Origin of the sequence: Hymenobacter rigui, assembly GCF_003944715.1 — a bacterium.
Classification (GTDB): domain Bacteria; phylum Bacteroidota; class Bacteroidia; order Cytophagales; family Hymenobacteraceae; genus Hymenobacter; species Hymenobacter rigui.
This window is the reverse complement of the sequence record NZ_RWIT01000015.1, coordinates 48,104-61,011: the sequence shown is the minus strand read 5'-3', so window position 1 is coordinate 61,011 and position 12,908 is coordinate 48,104. Positions and strand designations below refer to the sequence as shown.

21 protein-coding genes and 2 pseudogenes are annotated in these 12,908 nt (G+C 54.9%); 12 read left to right on the top strand and 11 right to left on the bottom strand.

The window, feature by feature from the left end; translation table 11 throughout:
• Nucleotides 1-184: 184 nt before the first annotated feature.
• The 3 genes and pseudogenes from infC to rplT all read left to right on the top strand — a co-directional run.
• A pseudogene (gene infC, locus EI291_RS19070) lies at nt 185-742 on the top strand (translation initiation factor IF-3); the annotation flags it as partial.
• A 183-nt stretch (nt 743-925) separates the two neighbouring features.
• Complete coding sequence (rpmI, locus tag EI291_RS19065; protein WP_125423862.1) at nt 926-1,120, top strand: 50S ribosomal protein L35; 195 nt, start codon at nt 926-928, stop codon at nt 1,118-1,120.
• A 147-nt stretch (nt 1,121-1,267) separates the two neighbouring features.
• The gene (rplT, locus tag EI291_RS19060; protein WP_125423859.1) at nt 1,268-1,612 is read left to right on the top strand and encodes a 50S ribosomal protein L20; all 345 of its coding nucleotides are present in this window, start codon (nt 1,268-1,270) and stop codon (nt 1,610-1,612) included.
• Between the two features lie 138 nt (nt 1,613-1,750).
• Here the strand turns inward: rplT and EI291_RS19055 are convergent, their stop codons facing one another.
• Both EI291_RS19055 and EI291_RS19050 read right to left on the bottom strand, forming a co-directional pair.
• A complete protein-coding gene (locus tag EI291_RS19055; RefSeq protein WP_125423856.1) occupies nt 1,751-2,188 on the bottom strand; it encodes a hypothetical protein in 438 nt (145 codons plus the stop codon).
• A 394-nt stretch (nt 2,189-2,582) separates the two neighbouring features.
• Nucleotides 2,583-2,996 (bottom strand): hypothetical protein, encoded by a 414-nt coding sequence (locus EI291_RS19050; protein ID WP_125423853.1) that lies wholly within the window; start codon nt 2,994-2,996, stop codon nt 2,583-2,585.
• A 259-nt stretch (nt 2,997-3,255) separates the two neighbouring features.
• Here EI291_RS19050 and EI291_RS19045 point away from each other — a divergent pair, with 259 nt between their 5' ends.
• The 3 genes from EI291_RS19045 to EI291_RS19035 all read left to right on the top strand — a co-directional run bounded on the left by EI291_RS19045 (nt 3,256) and on the right by EI291_RS19035 (nt 5,878).
• Nucleotides 3,256-3,678, top strand: a complete 423-nt coding sequence (locus EI291_RS19045) for a LexA family protein (protein WP_240635602.1) — start codon at nt 3,256-3,258, stop codon at nt 3,676-3,678.
• Nucleotides 3,678-4,976, top strand: coding sequence for a Y-family DNA polymerase (locus tag EI291_RS19040; protein ID WP_125423848.1), 1,299 nt, complete (start codon nt 3,678-3,680; stop codon nt 4,974-4,976). The genes EI291_RS19045 and EI291_RS19040 overlap by 1 nt, the downstream gene beginning before the upstream one ends.
• A 65-nt stretch (nt 4,977-5,041) precedes the next feature.
• On the top strand, nt 5,042-5,878 hold the full coding sequence (locus EI291_RS19035) for a hypothetical protein (protein WP_125423845.1): 837 nt from the start codon (nt 5,042-5,044) through the stop codon (nt 5,876-5,878).
• 111 nt (nt 5,879-5,989) lie between these two features.
• On the opposite strand, the gene EI291_RS19030 is transcribed toward EI291_RS19035, so the two are convergent.
• The 8 genes and pseudogenes from EI291_RS19030 to EI291_RS23570 all read right to left on the bottom strand — a co-directional run.
• Entirely contained in the window at nt 5,990-6,409 is a 420-nt protein-coding gene (locus EI291_RS19030; RefSeq protein WP_125423842.1) for an STAS/SEC14 domain-containing protein, read from the bottom strand.
• Nucleotides 6,410-6,458: 49 nt separating this feature from the next.
• On the bottom strand, nt 6,459-6,845 hold the full coding sequence (locus tag EI291_RS19025) for a hypothetical protein (protein ID WP_125423840.1): 387 nt from the start codon (nt 6,843-6,845) through the stop codon (nt 6,459-6,461).
• Between the two features lies 1 nt (nt 6,846).
• Entirely contained in the window at nt 6,847-7,299 is a 453-nt protein-coding gene (locus EI291_RS19020; protein WP_125423837.1) for a hypothetical protein, read from the bottom strand.
• A gap of 1 nt (nt 7,300) precedes the next feature.
• Nucleotides 7,301-7,759, bottom strand: a complete 459-nt coding sequence (locus EI291_RS19015; RefSeq protein ID WP_125423834.1) for a hypothetical protein — start codon at nt 7,757-7,759, stop codon at nt 7,301-7,303.
• 37 nt (nt 7,760-7,796) lie between these two features.
• The gene (locus EI291_RS19010) at nt 7,797-8,849 is read right to left on the bottom strand and encodes a hypothetical protein (protein ID WP_125423831.1); all 1,053 of its coding nucleotides are present in this window, start codon (nt 8,847-8,849) and stop codon (nt 7,797-7,799) included.
• 64 nt (nt 8,850-8,913) lie between these two features.
• Nucleotides 8,914-9,843 carry a hypothetical protein gene (locus tag EI291_RS19005; RefSeq protein ID WP_125423828.1) on the bottom strand — a complete coding sequence of 310 codons (930 nt, stop codon included), beginning with the start codon at nt 9,841-9,843 and terminating at the stop codon, nt 8,914-8,916.
• A 28-nt stretch (nt 9,844-9,871) separates the two neighbouring features.
• Nucleotides 9,872-10,042 (bottom strand): hypothetical protein, encoded by a 171-nt coding sequence (locus EI291_RS22950; protein WP_170172723.1) that lies wholly within the window; start codon nt 10,040-10,042, stop codon nt 9,872-9,874.
• 6 nt (nt 10,043-10,048) lie between these two features.
• Nucleotides 10,049-10,255: pseudogene (locus EI291_RS23570) on the bottom strand (hypothetical protein); the annotation flags it as partial.
• A gap of 121 nt (nt 10,256-10,376) precedes the next feature.
• Between EI291_RS23570 and EI291_RS19000 the strand changes: the two are divergent.
• On the top strand, nt 10,377-10,772 hold the full coding sequence (locus EI291_RS19000; protein WP_125423825.1) for a hypothetical protein: 396 nt from the start codon (nt 10,377-10,379) through the stop codon (nt 10,770-10,772).
• Here EI291_RS19000 and EI291_RS18995 read toward each other — a convergent pair.
• Nucleotides 10,769-11,062, bottom strand: a complete 294-nt coding sequence (locus EI291_RS18995; protein ID WP_125423822.1) for a hypothetical protein — start codon at nt 11,060-11,062, stop codon at nt 10,769-10,771. The two genes, EI291_RS19000 and EI291_RS18995, sit on opposite strands and share 4 nt — an antisense overlap.
• A 24-nt stretch (nt 11,063-11,086) precedes the next feature.
• Between EI291_RS18995 and EI291_RS18990 the strand changes: the two genes are divergently transcribed.
• From EI291_RS18990 to EI291_RS18970, 5 genes are read left to right on the top strand one after another with little or no spacing between them, the layout of a single operon-like run.
• A complete protein-coding gene (locus EI291_RS18990; protein ID WP_125423819.1) occupies nt 11,087-11,350 on the top strand; it encodes a hypothetical protein in 264 nt (87 codons plus the stop codon).
• Nucleotides 11,351-11,381: 31 nt separating this feature from the next.
• Nucleotides 11,382-11,672: a hypothetical protein gene (locus EI291_RS18985; RefSeq protein ID WP_125423816.1), complete on the top strand. Its 291-nt coding sequence runs from the start codon at nt 11,382-11,384 to the stop codon at nt 11,670-11,672.
• Between the two features lie 12 nt (nt 11,673-11,684).
• Nucleotides 11,685-11,999, top strand: coding sequence for a hypothetical protein (locus EI291_RS18980; protein WP_125423813.1), 315 nt, complete (start codon nt 11,685-11,687; stop codon nt 11,997-11,999).
• The gene (locus EI291_RS18975; RefSeq protein ID WP_125423811.1) at nt 11,999-12,331 is read left to right on the top strand and encodes a hypothetical protein; all 333 of its coding nucleotides are present in this window, start codon (nt 11,999-12,001) and stop codon (nt 12,329-12,331) included. The genes EI291_RS18980 and EI291_RS18975 overlap by 1 nt, the downstream gene beginning before the upstream one ends.
• Before the next feature lie 16 nt (nt 12,332-12,347).
• Nucleotides 12,348-12,686: a hypothetical protein gene (locus tag EI291_RS18970; protein ID WP_125423808.1), complete on the top strand. Its 339-nt coding sequence runs from the start codon at nt 12,348-12,350 to the stop codon at nt 12,684-12,686.
• Nucleotides 12,687-12,908: the final 222 nt, after the last annotated feature.

The following is a 12,908-nucleotide window of genomic DNA, read 5'->3' as shown; positions in this document are numbered from 1 at the left end:
TTTAGCCTCCCCGGACCAATCATTCCGGGGAGGCTAAATTGTAGTTGTTCCGGCAATTTTATATAGTCTTTCTTTAGGATTTAGGAAAAAAGCCGGATATTTGCCCGCTGATTGAACCCATTGGAAGCATCCTTTGCGGGGCAATTCCAGTAAAAAACGATTTTCACCTTAAGGAGAAACCGCCATAGCTACCCCCAACCGCCGCTATATCCCTCGCGCTCAGGTCGAGGAGCCGTTTAAAATCAACCAAAAGATTACGGCCCGTGAAGTTCGCCTTGTTGGCGACAACATTGAGCAAGGTATCTATCCAATTGAGCAAGCCCGGCGCTTTGCTCAGGAGCAGAACCTCGACCTCGTGGAAATTTCGCCCACGGCTGTTCCCCCCGTGTGCCGCGTCATCGACTACTCGAAATTCAAGTACGAGCAGAAGAAGAAAACTCGTGAGCTGAAAGCGAAGCAGACCAAAGTCGTTATTAAGGAAATCCGTTTTGGACCCAATACGGATGACCACGACTTTGCTTTCAAGCTGAAGCACGCGCAGGAGTTCCTGAAAGAGGGGGCTAAAATCAAGGCGTACGTACACTTCGTGGGCCGTAGTATTGTGTTCAAAGAGCGGGGCGAAATCCTGTTGCTTAAATTTGCCCAGGCCCTTGAGGATCTTGGTAAAGTAGAGCAACTGCCCAAGCTTGAAGGCAAGCGTATGTTCCTGTACCTCGCTCCGAAAGTGGTAGCGCCAGCCAAACCAAGCAAGCCTGCTGCTCCGAAAGAGAGCGGTAAGGAGGCTTCCAAGGAAGCAAAATCGGCTGCTGCCCCCGCTGATCAGGCGGCTGAATAGCTTTACCGGAGTTTCAACTCCATTTTTACGCTGGCGCACCGGCCCTAGGCAGCCGACCGCCGCAGTTTTTCACCTTTTATCACCACCACAATGCCGAAAATGAAGACCAAGTCCGGCGCCAAGAAGCGTTTCTCGCTGACCGGCACGGGCAAGATCAAGCGTAAGCACGCCTTCAAAAGCCACATTCTGACCAAGAAAACCACCAAGCAGAAGCGTGCTCTCACGCACGTTGGCCTGGTTTCCTCGGCTGATATGAACCGCGTAAAGGATATGCTTGCCCTGTAAATTGATTTCTGGTTTCTGGTCGGGACAACTGACCGCAAGCCACGAATAAATTACAGAAAACCAACAACCCATTTTTCACCAGGCGTCCGGTAGACTCCAAGCTGCGGCAATAATATCCGCCGCCGGCCGCCAAAAATAACTCTGGTTATGCCAAGAAGTGTAAACCACGCGGCCTCGCGCCACCGTCGGAAAAAAGTAATGCGTTTGGCGAAAGGCTATTATGGCCGTCGCAAAAACGTATGGACCGTTGCCAAAAACGCGGTTGAGAAAGGTTTGCTCTATGCTTACCGTGACCGTAAGGTTAAAAAGCGTGAGTTCCGTGCCCTCTGGATTCAGCGTATCAACGCTGGTGCCCGTGAGCATGGCATGTCGTACTCGCAGCTGATGGGCGGCTTGAAAAAGGCTGGCATTGAGCTGAACCGTAAAGTACTGGCTGACCTCGCTCTGAATCACCCCGAAGCCTTCAAGGGCATTGTGGAGAAAATCAAGTAAGCTCAAGTCTGAGTTAAAAAAAGGCTGCCTCCAACGGAGGCAGCCTTTTTTTTAGCCTTCGGGTCAGGTAGGGCTACATTATTCTTTGCAAGGGTGTATTCAGGGTTCTTAAGCACCCTGTTTGAAGTAATGTTAAATCTACTCTCCCAATGCGGTCTGGTGGTCAGCCAGCTGTTTCTCACGTAGCCAGGTCTGAGCGTCATCCAATTGTTCGAAAAGACGCATATGAAAGCTGTTGCCAACCCGCAGGTGCATGTCTTCGGCAGCAGCCTGCCCGAATACGCCCGGAGCTACCACGTGGGCATGGTAACGTAGCCCGGCTGCTAAAGCTTTGGGAATCCATTCCTGCTCGATCCATTCGTTGGCCTGTTGCCAGGAGCCCAGCACCCTGCGGTTGTCGTTTAGCATGTACGCGCACTGCGTGCGCTGCAGAATGTCCAGCACGCCCATACACCCCTCCAATACGGATCCAGGAGACAGCAGGCCCTGCCAGTCATTGTAGATCCAGTTATTGGGCTGGTCAAACACTGTGAAAAGGTACACCTCGCCAAAGGTGTTGTTGAATTCGTGGTGCATCCGGGCAAGAAGAAAAAGTCCCGGCCAATGCACAATTCTTTTAGGCTAATGGAATACAGAAGCCGCTAAACGAACCTTTTGACAAAGTGATAATGAGCGTCGGCTACTAACCGGCAGGTAGAGGCTGGCTAAAACAAAAAACGACTTCGGAATGCTCCGAAGCCGTTTTTTAGATGTAGCGGGGACGAGAGTTGAATTAGTGAACACTCCAGCGTTAGCCCATTTGCAGTCCGTAGATGCGGTTTTTGGCCGTGATGTGATGCAGGTTTTAGGCACGTGTGTGATAAAAGTGTGATGCGCGGCTGGCCCGTTTTCAGGGCTATTGTGGGGCAATAGTAGCACCTGCACCGGCAACGCACGCAAACACGCCTGCGCCTTGAGCGGCAGGAAGCAGCTACGCGTCTTCTGGCAGTCCGCAGGCCCAGCGGCGCGCGGCGCGCGGATCAGTGAAGTGGCGCACCTCAATGGCCAGGCTTTCGACGGGAAAGGTGTACTCCTCTTCAATCAAGCGGCGATTCAGCCAGTCGTCGGACTCAAGCATGGCCAGGCGGCGCAGGCCAGCCGCTGCCAGGGCCGGCAGTACCTCCAGGCCCACCCAGGCCAGGTCTTCCCGCTCCATGGGCCCGAGCCGTCGGTCATCGGCCACCCAGCCGCTGACTTGGTGCTGGCGCACGAAGCTAATGGCCTGCTGCACGGCCTCGCGAAAAAAGGAACTACTCACGTAGTCGCCCCATACGGCCTCCAAGGCGTTGCAGCCGATATCGTGCAGGTAAAAGGTAACGAAGGGGAAGGAGGCTAGGTGCAGCATAGCGTGGGATGGTAACCGGTACGCTGCTGGTCGGAAGTACCCATTCAGACGCGCAGGCCAGCATAATGGGTGTACTACGGGGCCGGGCCGGTCACGGATACACCCCTGCCAGTCGGGATAATGATAAACCTGTATAACTAATTATTTTAGTAGATGATTAACTAATTATTTTGGCATAGCGTATACTTGCACCTAACCAACCATTTACAACGCCATGTGTGAAGTCTTATTTGTCCCTGTGGTGCGGGGCCCCCTGCTCTTGACCTTCTTTGATTCCTGCGTGCCAGCGGGCTTTCCCTCGCCAGCCGACGACCACCAGGGCATGAAGCTGGATCTGAACCAGCTGCTGCTGCCCAACCCCGATTCCAGCTATCTGGTGCGCGTGATGGGCGACTCGATGACCGGCGGCGAGTCCGGCATCCGCGACGGGGCCCTGCTAGCCGTGGACTGCCACCTGGAGGCCCGGCCCGATGACGTGGTCATTGCCGTGGTAGAAGGCCAGTTCACGGTAAAGCGCCTCGTGAAGCGCAAGGGAGAGAACTGGTTTCTGGTGCCCGACAACCCCAGCTACCCGGAAATTCCCATCAACGAGCCCGATCTGTTCGACGTGTGGGGCGTGGTCACGCACGTGCTCACCGAAACCCGGCGCGGTCGGCTCTCGGCCCACGTGCGCGTGAGCTGATGTACGGGCTGGTCGACTGCAACAACTTCTACGTGAGCTGCGAGCGGGCCTTCCAGCCCCGGCTGCTGGGCCGCCCCGTGGTGGTCCTGAGCAACAACGACGGCTGCATCATCTCCCGCTCCCAGGAAGCCAAGGACCTGGGCCTGAAAATGGGTGAGCCCTACTTTCAGGTAAAGCCCGTGCTGCTGCGCCACGGCGTGCAGGTGTGCTCGAGCAACTACGCCCTCTACGGGGATATGTCGCGGCGCGTGATGCACTATTTGGCCTCAGTGGCCCCGGAGATTGAAATCTACTCCATCGACGAGTGCTTTCTGGATTTGCACGGGCTGGAGCCCTACTGCGGGGAGTTCACGCAACTGGCGGCGGAGTGGCGGCGGCAGATTGGCCGGCGCACCCACATTCCCGTCTGCATCGGGCTGGCCCCGACCAAGACGCTGGCCAAGCTGGCCAATCGCCTCGCCAAGAAGCAGCCCGGTGGGAGCGGGGTGCTGTGCCTGGACTCGCCGGAGCGGCGGCAGTGGGCGCTGGAGCATACACCCGTGGAGGACGTGTGGGGCATCGGCGGGCAGTACGGGCGCAAGCTGCACGAGCAGGGCATCCGCACGGCCGCGGAGCTGGCGGCGCAGAGCGAGAGCTGGGCTCGCAAGCAGCTGGGCGGGGTAGTGGGCGCGCGCCTGGTGCGCGAGCTGCAGGGCAGGCCCTGCCAGGGCCTGCTGCCCAGCGAGGACGGCAGCCTGAGCCGCAAAAGCATTGCCTGCACCCGCAGCTTCGGGGAGCCTCTCTCAGACTTTGCCGACCTCTCGGCGGCCGTGGCGCACTTTACCAGCCGGGCGGCCGAGAAGCTGCGCCGACAGGGCTCGGCCGCCAGCGTGCTTACGGTGCTGCTGAGCAAGAACCGCTTCGGGCCGGAGCCCCCGCCGCACTCGCGCACGGCGGTGCTCACGCTGCCCACGGCCACCAGCGACACGGGCGAGCTGCTGCGCCACGCCCGGGCGGGCCTGCGGCGCATCTGGGAGCCGGGCACGGTGTACAAAAAAGCAGGAGTGCTGCTGGATGGCCTGGAAACGGCCGGCCAGCAGCAGCTCCTGCTGTTTGAGCCCAATGAGCAGGCCGAGCGCCGCGCGCAGCTCATGGCCGACCTGGACAAGATCAACCAGCGCTTCGGGGCCGGGGCCGTGCGCTTTGCCGCGGCCCTGCCCCAGAAGGGCACCTACGTATTGCCTTGGGTCGGGCAGAGTCAGTTTCAGACCCCGGCCTATACAACCGTGTGGGAGGATTTGCTGTGTATCCGGGGGTAAGATAAATGACAAGCTAATTTATATAGCTTTGATGCTCCATCTCTAGTTATTTACGCATTCAACCTTTGAACACTACTAAGCCGTTTGTATTCGAATACGCTGACAAGCTACTGTTGTTCGTACCAACCTATTTATACTTTGTATCTATTCTATACTACGCTGGCTACTGGGGCACATTAGGAGTGGATGTATATGGATACCTGGAATTAGGCGATCTATTGACAGGTGCTACTAGGTCTATGCAGCTAGCCTTTATTACCGCGCTTTTAAGTACAACAGCAGCAGCAGGTGTGGCATATACCCTTACTAGGTTTGTTGCGCGCTTTAGAAAAAGTAAGAGCATTGTATTGCCTGTTATACTGACTTACGGATTCAGTGCAATGATAATGTCAGTGTATTGGGCGATATACCCAACAGCTCGGCTTCTATTCTTCGGGAAAGAGCCGGAAGGTGTAGCTTCCATTGTGACTCCCTTTATCGGTATCCCTTTATTTGCCTATTTATTGATATTATTCGCTACATCCTATGTAGCCAACAACCTTTCTAACTGGAAGAATAAAGAGTTTGCCGTAGATAATCCAGACGATGCACACTCCTTGGCTCGTAGTAGGAGATATGTTAAGTGGTACGGAGTATTTTTTATGATCATAAGCACTCCATTTATTTCCCTGTCAATAGGTTATTTTAATGCGAAATCCATATTGACTAACACTAACTTCATGTATGTTAGGGGTGTTGATTACCAGGTAATGCGAGAGAAACCATTCTCCTATTTAAAATATTTAGGCCGAGTAGGAGATACGTATTTCCTGATGTATCCAGATAATTCTAAAACCATTGTTATAGACAAGGATAAGCTTGGAGCATTTGCTTTAACATCATCTCAGCTTAAAAAGCCTTAACACAAAAAAGCCCGGAATATTCCGGGCTTTTTTAATCATCAGATCAATACGGGGCACTTGGTGGGGACAATGCTCCCCGACCCCGGCTGGCGTAGCAGGTCGCCGCAGTATCTACTCACGGACTTGCTGAGCCAGACGCAGCCACTGTTGCGCCTCGGGCAGGTTATCAAACATGTGCATCTGCAGCTGGCCCTCGAAGCCCAGCAGCATGGACGTGGCGGACTGAGCCGCCAGCGACTCGGGGCTGACAATATGGGCGAAGTGGGTGAGGCCAGCGTTAATGGCGCGCGGAGCCCAGTTGGTCACAATCCACTCCACGGCGTGGTCCCAGGGGCCGAGCACCTGGCGGTTGTCGTTGAGCAGGTAGGCGCAGGCGTTTTCCTGCAAGGTGGGCAGGCAGGCATCGGCCCCGGCAATGATGCCGGTGTAGGTCTGATACCCGATCCAGTTGTTGTAGACCCAGTGATTAGTCGGGTCATAGTCGATGGTCAAGTATACTTTACCAAAGCCGTTAACGAGTTCAGCAGGCATGGGAAGGTGTAAGGGGTAAGCGAACAAGGAGTGGCGCGAAGATACCAGCTTACGACGTGGCACTTGGCTGGCGCAGCAGGTCGCGGGCAACGATGCCGAAAGCCCATAAGTGCAGGCTCATAGAAAGTGTAGTAAGCACCAACTCCATTGGCGGGGCATTGAACTGGAGAAGGTGTGGGATATTAAGGGCAAAGTTGAGTAGGGAATACAGCAGAAACACAATCTTAGCCCATCGCTTGCCAGTTCGTATGCCCAAGCCAATGCCGACGTATAGGGCCACCACGAACATGAAAATAGCAGCAAGGGCCCAGTGCGGATAGTAGGGGCTAATATGCCCCGAAGCCCACCACGCAAGGGGGCGTACGCAGGCTACGGCAATACTGAGAAAAATAAGAGTCGCCGCCCTACGGTCGTTGGCAGGAATAGTAACGGCCATATCAGCTCACATGATTATACTCATTCCCTACCGTGCCCGCCTGAGCAGGAGCCGGGCGGCGCGTGAGCTGCTGGCGGAACAGGAAGAAACCCACGCCCAACATTAGGGCCAGGGCAACTACTTCCTTCGTCATAGTCCAGGCGCTGTGCTGGAGGAAAAATGGGAAGGCGCGGGCGAAAACGTAGCCTGCGTAGGCAAGCAGCAGTGCGTAGACGACTTTTGCCCACGTCTTACCGGCACGGATGCCCAGGCCCAGGGCAATAGCCAGTGCGAATTGCATGAAGACGGTCAGCAGCACTGGCCCGAGTACCTCCGAAAGCGGAATGTTGGCGTGACGCGCTGGGCCGATAGGCTCCGGCAAGAAGAGATAGAGCGCAGGCACCAGGTACAGTACCAGGAGTACGAAATACAGGCTGGCGGCAATCAGGTAGTCTTTGCGTAGGGATGGCTGCATATCATCGAACAAAATAATAAACCGTTTCCAGGCGCTTGAACGGCGCAGGGGGCGGGGCCAGGTAGTAGCGCTGCTCCTCCTGATACACCAGCTCCTTGGCGGTCAACCGCTGGATGACCCAGGTGGAAATGCCCTTGATGCGGATTGTATCACCGCTGCGGGTGTAGCGGGTGGTCTTGAGCAGCCCGAACTCTTCGAGCTGCACCGTGGTATCCGTGAAGGCCACGGCCTGCACGCCGGAGCCGTTGGCGCGGCGCGGCTCCAAGCGGCGGGACGTCACCTTGCCCTGCTCGTCGTAGTGCGTGACTTCCTGATGCTCCAGCTGCCACGCGCCGAGCAGGTTGCCGGTCTTGTCCGCAACCGGGGGCTCTTCGGCGGCTATCTGCTTACAAGCCGCCACCAGCAGTGGCAGGCTCAGCAGCCAAGTGATTAGCCGAATTCTGGTAAGACTATAGTGCATTAAATGAAATTGTTATGCTAGCTGACCTACAAGTAGATTATCTAAGTAGGTGATCGAATAGGTCTATTAAATCCTGCTCGGTACTTATACCATTAGTTGATAATTCATGTATCTCACCTCTATTATAAAACGGCAAAACTTCATTCTTTATAGTACTAGGATTTCTAGAACATACAGTGATAGAGGTTCCTTCTCGATTAAAATATTTGTTGATTAACTTTTTTATATGAGGCTCTGCTTCCATAGAATTTCCAAGAATAACTAATTTGTCATACTTCTTAAGGATAAGAGCCAAGTGTTGATAATAAGCGGATAGCACATTGTCAGCTCTGACAATTTCCTCTTTCATATTTGGATTATTGAATACCATGACTGGCTCACTATTGTCATAGTTAGCCCTGGTTTTATACGTACGGCCAAAGCGTTTTGTGAATCTGTATGATCCGTGTAAATGGGCAGCTACAAGAGTATTACTTGCTACATAGGCTGGTTCAAGCTCCAGAAGGTCTGGATATGAATTAGATTTAATAAAACCGTCAGAAAATATGAATCCTCCCATTGGCCAATTGGTGAATATAGTATCAAAAATACCGTCGTAGTTTGTAGTGAAAACACGTACTTTGCCTAGTTGTCTTGACTGTATAAATTCTGTTACCGTTGCTGGAACTGTTGGGAAATAGGAACGAATACGGCTATAAGCATCTGAATCTTCATGGTCTTTGAATTCTTTAGCTATTTCTCTTATCTTGTCTAAGAGAAATCCATCGAAAACACTTCTGAGTTTCTCTATATCACTGGGTGGTATTACTTGCTCAAAACCTGATATACTAGAAAATAAATTGATTACAGCATATATCATTCGAATCATTTCTTCATGATTAATTCGAATTCCTCTTTCCTGAAACTGATTACTAAGCTCAAGAAATACAGCGTCAAATTTTTGCCAAAGAGCAGTGATTTCTCGGATGCTCATTGCTGTTGCTCGTCGCTCATGTAACTGTTCAGGGGTTTCAAGAGCACCTGCTGGGCGATTTATAATATCGCCTATTATGTAATTAAAACCATTGCCAACTATAAAAGCTATGCTCATGTGAGTTTTATTAAAATGATTGGGGATAAGATTGATTTACTTCGACTATGTATTAGTTAAATTGTTAAAAAGGCATCCATTCATCAATAAGTTGTGAAATCATGCTTTTAGAAAAATCTTTTATTTCAGGATATTTCGCGCGCATAATTGAATCTATCAAATCAGATTTTTGAATACGAGATAATTTACTAGGGCCGCTTAGACTATGGTCTTGGAGATAGTATGTTATATGCTGGTCTGCATTTTTCGGTTTAGGGCGTCTGTTACTAAAACCCGAAGCAAAGAGCGCCCCTGAACTAAGAGAGGGGTCAACGTTGCTAGGTACCATCATAAAAGAGTTTTGTTGGTTATTGATTGCCGATGCTAGAATCTTAATAGTATCTTCAAGATTCTGCATGCGCCCCGCGACTTGAGTAAAATACTCCGGCACACCTACCTGTTGTTCATCAATTTGTGCAAGTGTGTAAGAGGTGAACTGGCCTAAAAAACTCGTGTAGCCTGGCTGTTGAGATTCCTGGTAAGCAATTAGAATTTTGTCGCCGAGTTCCTTCTGAAAATTCAACGTTTCATATAAACGTAAATCACGTCTATATGAAATATGAGGAATTAATTGTGTATCAAAAGAGTAGGGAGTTGCTTCGTCTTTTATAAGAATAACAGGCTTTTTTGAAGCTATACGCAAACCTAATTCAAACATAACATTTGCGTTACGAGTACTAACGTCACAAACGGCAACATCATTAGCATATATGTTTTTAATTATAGTGCTATGAATGATGTCTACTTGGGTGTCGTTACTTACCATATCGGCATCAAAGCCATTAGTCTCGGCAGCGGAAATAATAATCTCGCGAACTTGCGCCCAATGCCCTAATGGATATCCTAAATCTGGGTTGTCAGCAATTGGCATTATGATGCCGCATTTGGGACGTCTCTCTGTGTTTGACTGAGAATTGCTCTCAGAACTATCGGCTTTATTAGATTTCGCTGACATACTATTGTTAAAAAATGTAATTAAAGTTCTATTTACTCACCTGCATCTCCAGCAGTTGAATAATCCGCTCCTTATCCCGGAGCTGGGCTTCTAGTAGAGCTACCTCGCGTTGAAGCGTCTTTATCTGCTGCTCACTGTCTGAGGCATCCCCACGCTTCGCATCCACCACCTGCACCTCGGCCGATCCGTCGAGAAACATCTCGCCACGGCCGAGTAGGAGCCACGAGGGATTAACTCTATCAATAGAGCTAGCTACTGTAGCAATGTATTCGGCTGGTGGCTTAGAGCCTTTGTCAACGTAGTTGCGCGTAGTAGAGTCACTAACGCCAAGCTTCATGCTGAAGCTGCGGACATTCATTCCCAAAGCTTCGATTAGAATTTTTATTCGCTGATTTATAGCGTCTTGGCTCATTTATTCTCTATATGTAGAGTAAAATTGTTCCTTATGTAGTGAACAATACTCCTTTTGTGGCGTATGTTTGTGCAGTACCCCGGCCAAGTAACTACGCTGGCCGCGAAACCTGCCAAACACGATGGAAGAGTCTGCTGCGTATTCTGCTCCGCCGTACCGCCTTATCCCGCCGCTAACCAAGTGGTTAGGTGAGCAAGGCTACACGGTAGAGGTTCGCTCGCTTTTCGAAGGCGACGACACCCACCTGGGCCTCGTCGGCCGGCTGGTGCGCGCCGACGACTACTTTCTTTACCTCGAGGCCGCAGCCACCCCCAACCTGCTCCAGGTTCGGCTGCGGGGCATGGCCGGAGGCGAGCGGCTGGAGGTTGGCTTTGGCTGGCTACAGGTGCAGCGCCTCGAGCAGGTACAGTGGCTACTGGAGTCCTCGGCCCTGCGAGCCGCAGTAGAGGGCCGCGCGCCTGGACCACCGTCTGTGGCACATGGCTGGCTGGCCTATCGGTGCCCAGAATGCGGCTAGAAGTCCTCGACCGCGCTGGTGAGCCTGTCGAAGTACAGCTTGCGCTGGTCCTCGCGGGAGAATCGGCTGGGCAGGGCAAAAGCGGCTAATTCCCGCAGCCTCTCCAGCGCCTTGGTCACTACCTGCGCCACGCCGGGTTCCAGTGGCTGCTGTTGCAGCGTTTCCAACTGTTGTTGCCACTCGCCGCGCAGCTCCAGTAGCAACTGCACATCGTGCGGCTCCCGGAAAAGCCGGTGCATCTGCTTGCGGATGCTGACCAGTTCCGGCGGGTGTTTACTCGGATTTAACATACGCACCAAACATACGCTTTCGCCATGACAAATAAGCAACGGTATTACTACCTGCAAGCCGAAGTGTGCGAGCTATTGCCGCCCTACGCGGTGGATATGGCCATTCGGGCCGGCTACGGCCAGCAGTACGAGTCGGCTGCCCGGCGGCTCTCCCACGTCAAGCAGGGCAAGATTGCCAACCTGCCCGACCTCATTGCCCTGGTGGAGTACGCGCTGCCCACCTACGCCATTCCGGCCCGCCTGCGCCCCCAGGGCGAGGAAGCCGAAGTGCCCCTATTCGAGAAGTAGTCCACTTTTCCCTCTATACCCTTCGCTTGCTATGCACCTCAACACCGACCCCCAGGCGCCGGCCCGCCGCCCGTGCCTGCGCGATTTGGCGCGCCTCACCACCACGCTCTTGCCCCCGGCCGTGGTGATGCTCACGTCCCTGGACGAGCTGGAGCGCCGCTGCCAGGAAATTGACGCCACGCACCCCCAGTACCGCGAGGAAACCCCGCTGGTGCGCCGCTACGAGCAGCAGCGCCGCGCCGCCCTGCGTGGGGAGCTGCGCTTGGTTTCGGCCACAGCCACCGCGGCCCCCGCCTTCACGGAAACCGCCACGCTTGCCTAACCCGTCCCGGCCATGTCGAAACAACTGTTTTTTCCGCCGATTTCGCTCACCGACGCCCGCACCGGCAAGCGCGTGCGGGTACAGGCGCTGCCCGAGGGGGCAGCGCTGGTCCCTGCGCCCGAGCCGATTCTGGGCTACACCTACCAGCAGGGCCACCTGACGGTGTACGTGCGCGGCACCATGCCCCCGGAGCTGCGCACGGCCCGGCAGGAGGGAAGCACTCACCAGGAAGTGCTGCTCGTGCCCGAACTGCCCAGCGGCATCCGCGAAATCGACTGGACGGACTGCCGCCGCGAGTTTCAACTGCTACTGCCCCAGGCCGCCTGATGATGACGCCCGCCCATTCCCTGAGCCCCGTAGCCAGCGCCCTGGCCCTGGTGTTCGGTACGCCCCCTTTCACCAGCGAGTACACCACCGAGCACATCGGCAAGGTGCTGGGCAAGCTGCTGGGCGAGCCCCTCACCGAGCAGGCCGTGCTGGCCGAGCTGCGGGCCGCGCCCTACGCCACCCCTCGCCCCGGCCGGGGGAAGCATCTGCTTAAGTGGCGCTTTTCCCGGGCCGAGGTGGGGGAGAAGGCCCCGCGCCCGCCGCGCCGCCCCCAGCGCCCGCCCCGGCAGGAGCGCTCCGTTGCCGAGTCCATGGGCCTGAAACGCTCTTAATCCCCCTTCGACTGCTATGGCTACTGCCGCCTACGCCCTCTACACGGCCCGCCCCGCCGCCGGCCCCCTGCGCTCTTTCCGCGACTTTTTGCTCGCCGAGTACCAGCAGCCTGTGCACCTGCTCGGCCTGGAGCACCTGCGCCCGCCCGCCGGCGTGCGCCGCCCCCAGCTGCTGGTGGAGCGGGGCCAGCTCACCGAGCAGCTGGACTCGGTGCGCTTTCTGCTGGGCGTAGCCCGCCAGCACCCGGGCCGCTTCCCGCAGGAGGAGCAGGTGCTCCAGGCCGATGAGCAGCGGCTCACCCAGCGCCTGCAAGCCATTGCCGCCGCCCTGGGCAACGTGCCCCCGTCGCCGTAGCCGGCCCCACCCGCTTTCCATCCCGCACACCTACTGCAACACTGCCCCCGTCGGCGCTTTGGAAGCCGACCGTTCCCACCGGATGGGAATGACCTAGGGACCGGGCCAGCACGCGCTGGCCGGGGGCACGGAGGCCCAGCACCCCTGGAGCCGGCCAGAAGCCTACCGGACGGGAATACCCGCCCCCCGGCGGAGCTCTGGCCACTTTACCCCGCTCTCACC

Bases quoted from the DNA above. Each gene is read 5' to 3' on its own strand.
- rpmI (WP_125423862.1), top strand. From the start codon at position 926: ATGCCGAAAATGAAGACCAAGTCCGGCGCCAAGAAGCGTTTCTCGCTG.
- rplT (WP_125423859.1), top strand. From the start codon at position 1,268: ATGCCAAGAAGTGTAAACCACGCGGCCTCGCGCCACCGTCGGAAAAAA.
- EI291_RS19055 (WP_125423856.1), bottom strand. From the start codon at position 2,188: ATGCACCACGAATTCAACAACACCTTTGGCGAGGTGTACCTTTTCACA.
- EI291_RS19050 (WP_125423853.1), bottom strand. From the start codon at position 2,996: ATGCTGCACCTAGCCTCCTTCCCCTTCGTTACCTTTTACCTGCACGAT.
- EI291_RS19040 (WP_125423848.1), top strand. From the start codon at position 3,678: ATGTACGGGCTGGTCGACTGCAACAACTTCTACGTGAGCTGCGAGCGG.
- EI291_RS19030 (WP_125423842.1), bottom strand. From the start codon at position 6,409: ATGCCTGCTGAACTCGTTAACGGCTTTGGTAAAGTATACTTGACCATC.
- EI291_RS19025 (WP_125423840.1), bottom strand. From the start codon at position 6,845: ATGGCCGTTACTATTCCTGCCAACGACCGTAGGGCGGCGACTCTTATT.
- EI291_RS19020 (WP_125423837.1), bottom strand. From the start codon at position 7,299: ATGCAGCCATCCCTACGCAAAGACTACCTGATTGCCGCCAGCCTGTAT.
- EI291_RS19015 (WP_125423834.1), bottom strand. From the start codon at position 7,759: ATGCACTATAGTCTTACCAGAATTCGGCTAATCACTTGGCTGCTGAGC.
- EI291_RS19010 (WP_125423831.1), bottom strand. From the start codon at position 8,849: ATGAGCATAGCTTTTATAGTTGGCAATGGTTTTAATTACATAATAGGC.
- EI291_RS19005 (WP_125423828.1), bottom strand. From the start codon at position 9,843: ATGTCAGCGAAATCTAATAAAGCCGATAGTTCTGAGAGCAATTCTCAG.
- EI291_RS22950 (WP_170172723.1), bottom strand. From the start codon at position 10,042: ATGTTTCTCGACGGATCGGCCGAGGTGCAGGTGGTGGATGCGAAGCGT.
- EI291_RS19000 (WP_125423825.1), top strand. From the start codon at position 10,377: ATGGAAGAGTCTGCTGCGTATTCTGCTCCGCCGTACCGCCTTATCCCG.
- EI291_RS18995 (WP_125423822.1), bottom strand. From the start codon at position 11,062: ATGTTAAATCCGAGTAAACACCCGCCGGAACTGGTCAGCATCCGCAAG.
- EI291_RS18990 (WP_125423819.1), top strand. From the start codon at position 11,087: ATGACAAATAAGCAACGGTATTACTACCTGCAAGCCGAAGTGTGCGAG.
- EI291_RS18985 (WP_125423816.1), top strand. From the start codon at position 11,382: ATGCACCTCAACACCGACCCCCAGGCGCCGGCCCGCCGCCCGTGCCTG.
- EI291_RS18980 (WP_125423813.1), top strand. From the start codon at position 11,685: ATGTCGAAACAACTGTTTTTTCCGCCGATTTCGCTCACCGACGCCCGC.
- EI291_RS18975 (WP_125423811.1), top strand. From the start codon at position 11,999: ATGATGACGCCCGCCCATTCCCTGAGCCCCGTAGCCAGCGCCCTGGCC.
- EI291_RS18970 (WP_125423808.1), top strand. From the start codon at position 12,348: ATGGCTACTGCCGCCTACGCCCTCTACACGGCCCGCCCCGCCGCCGGC.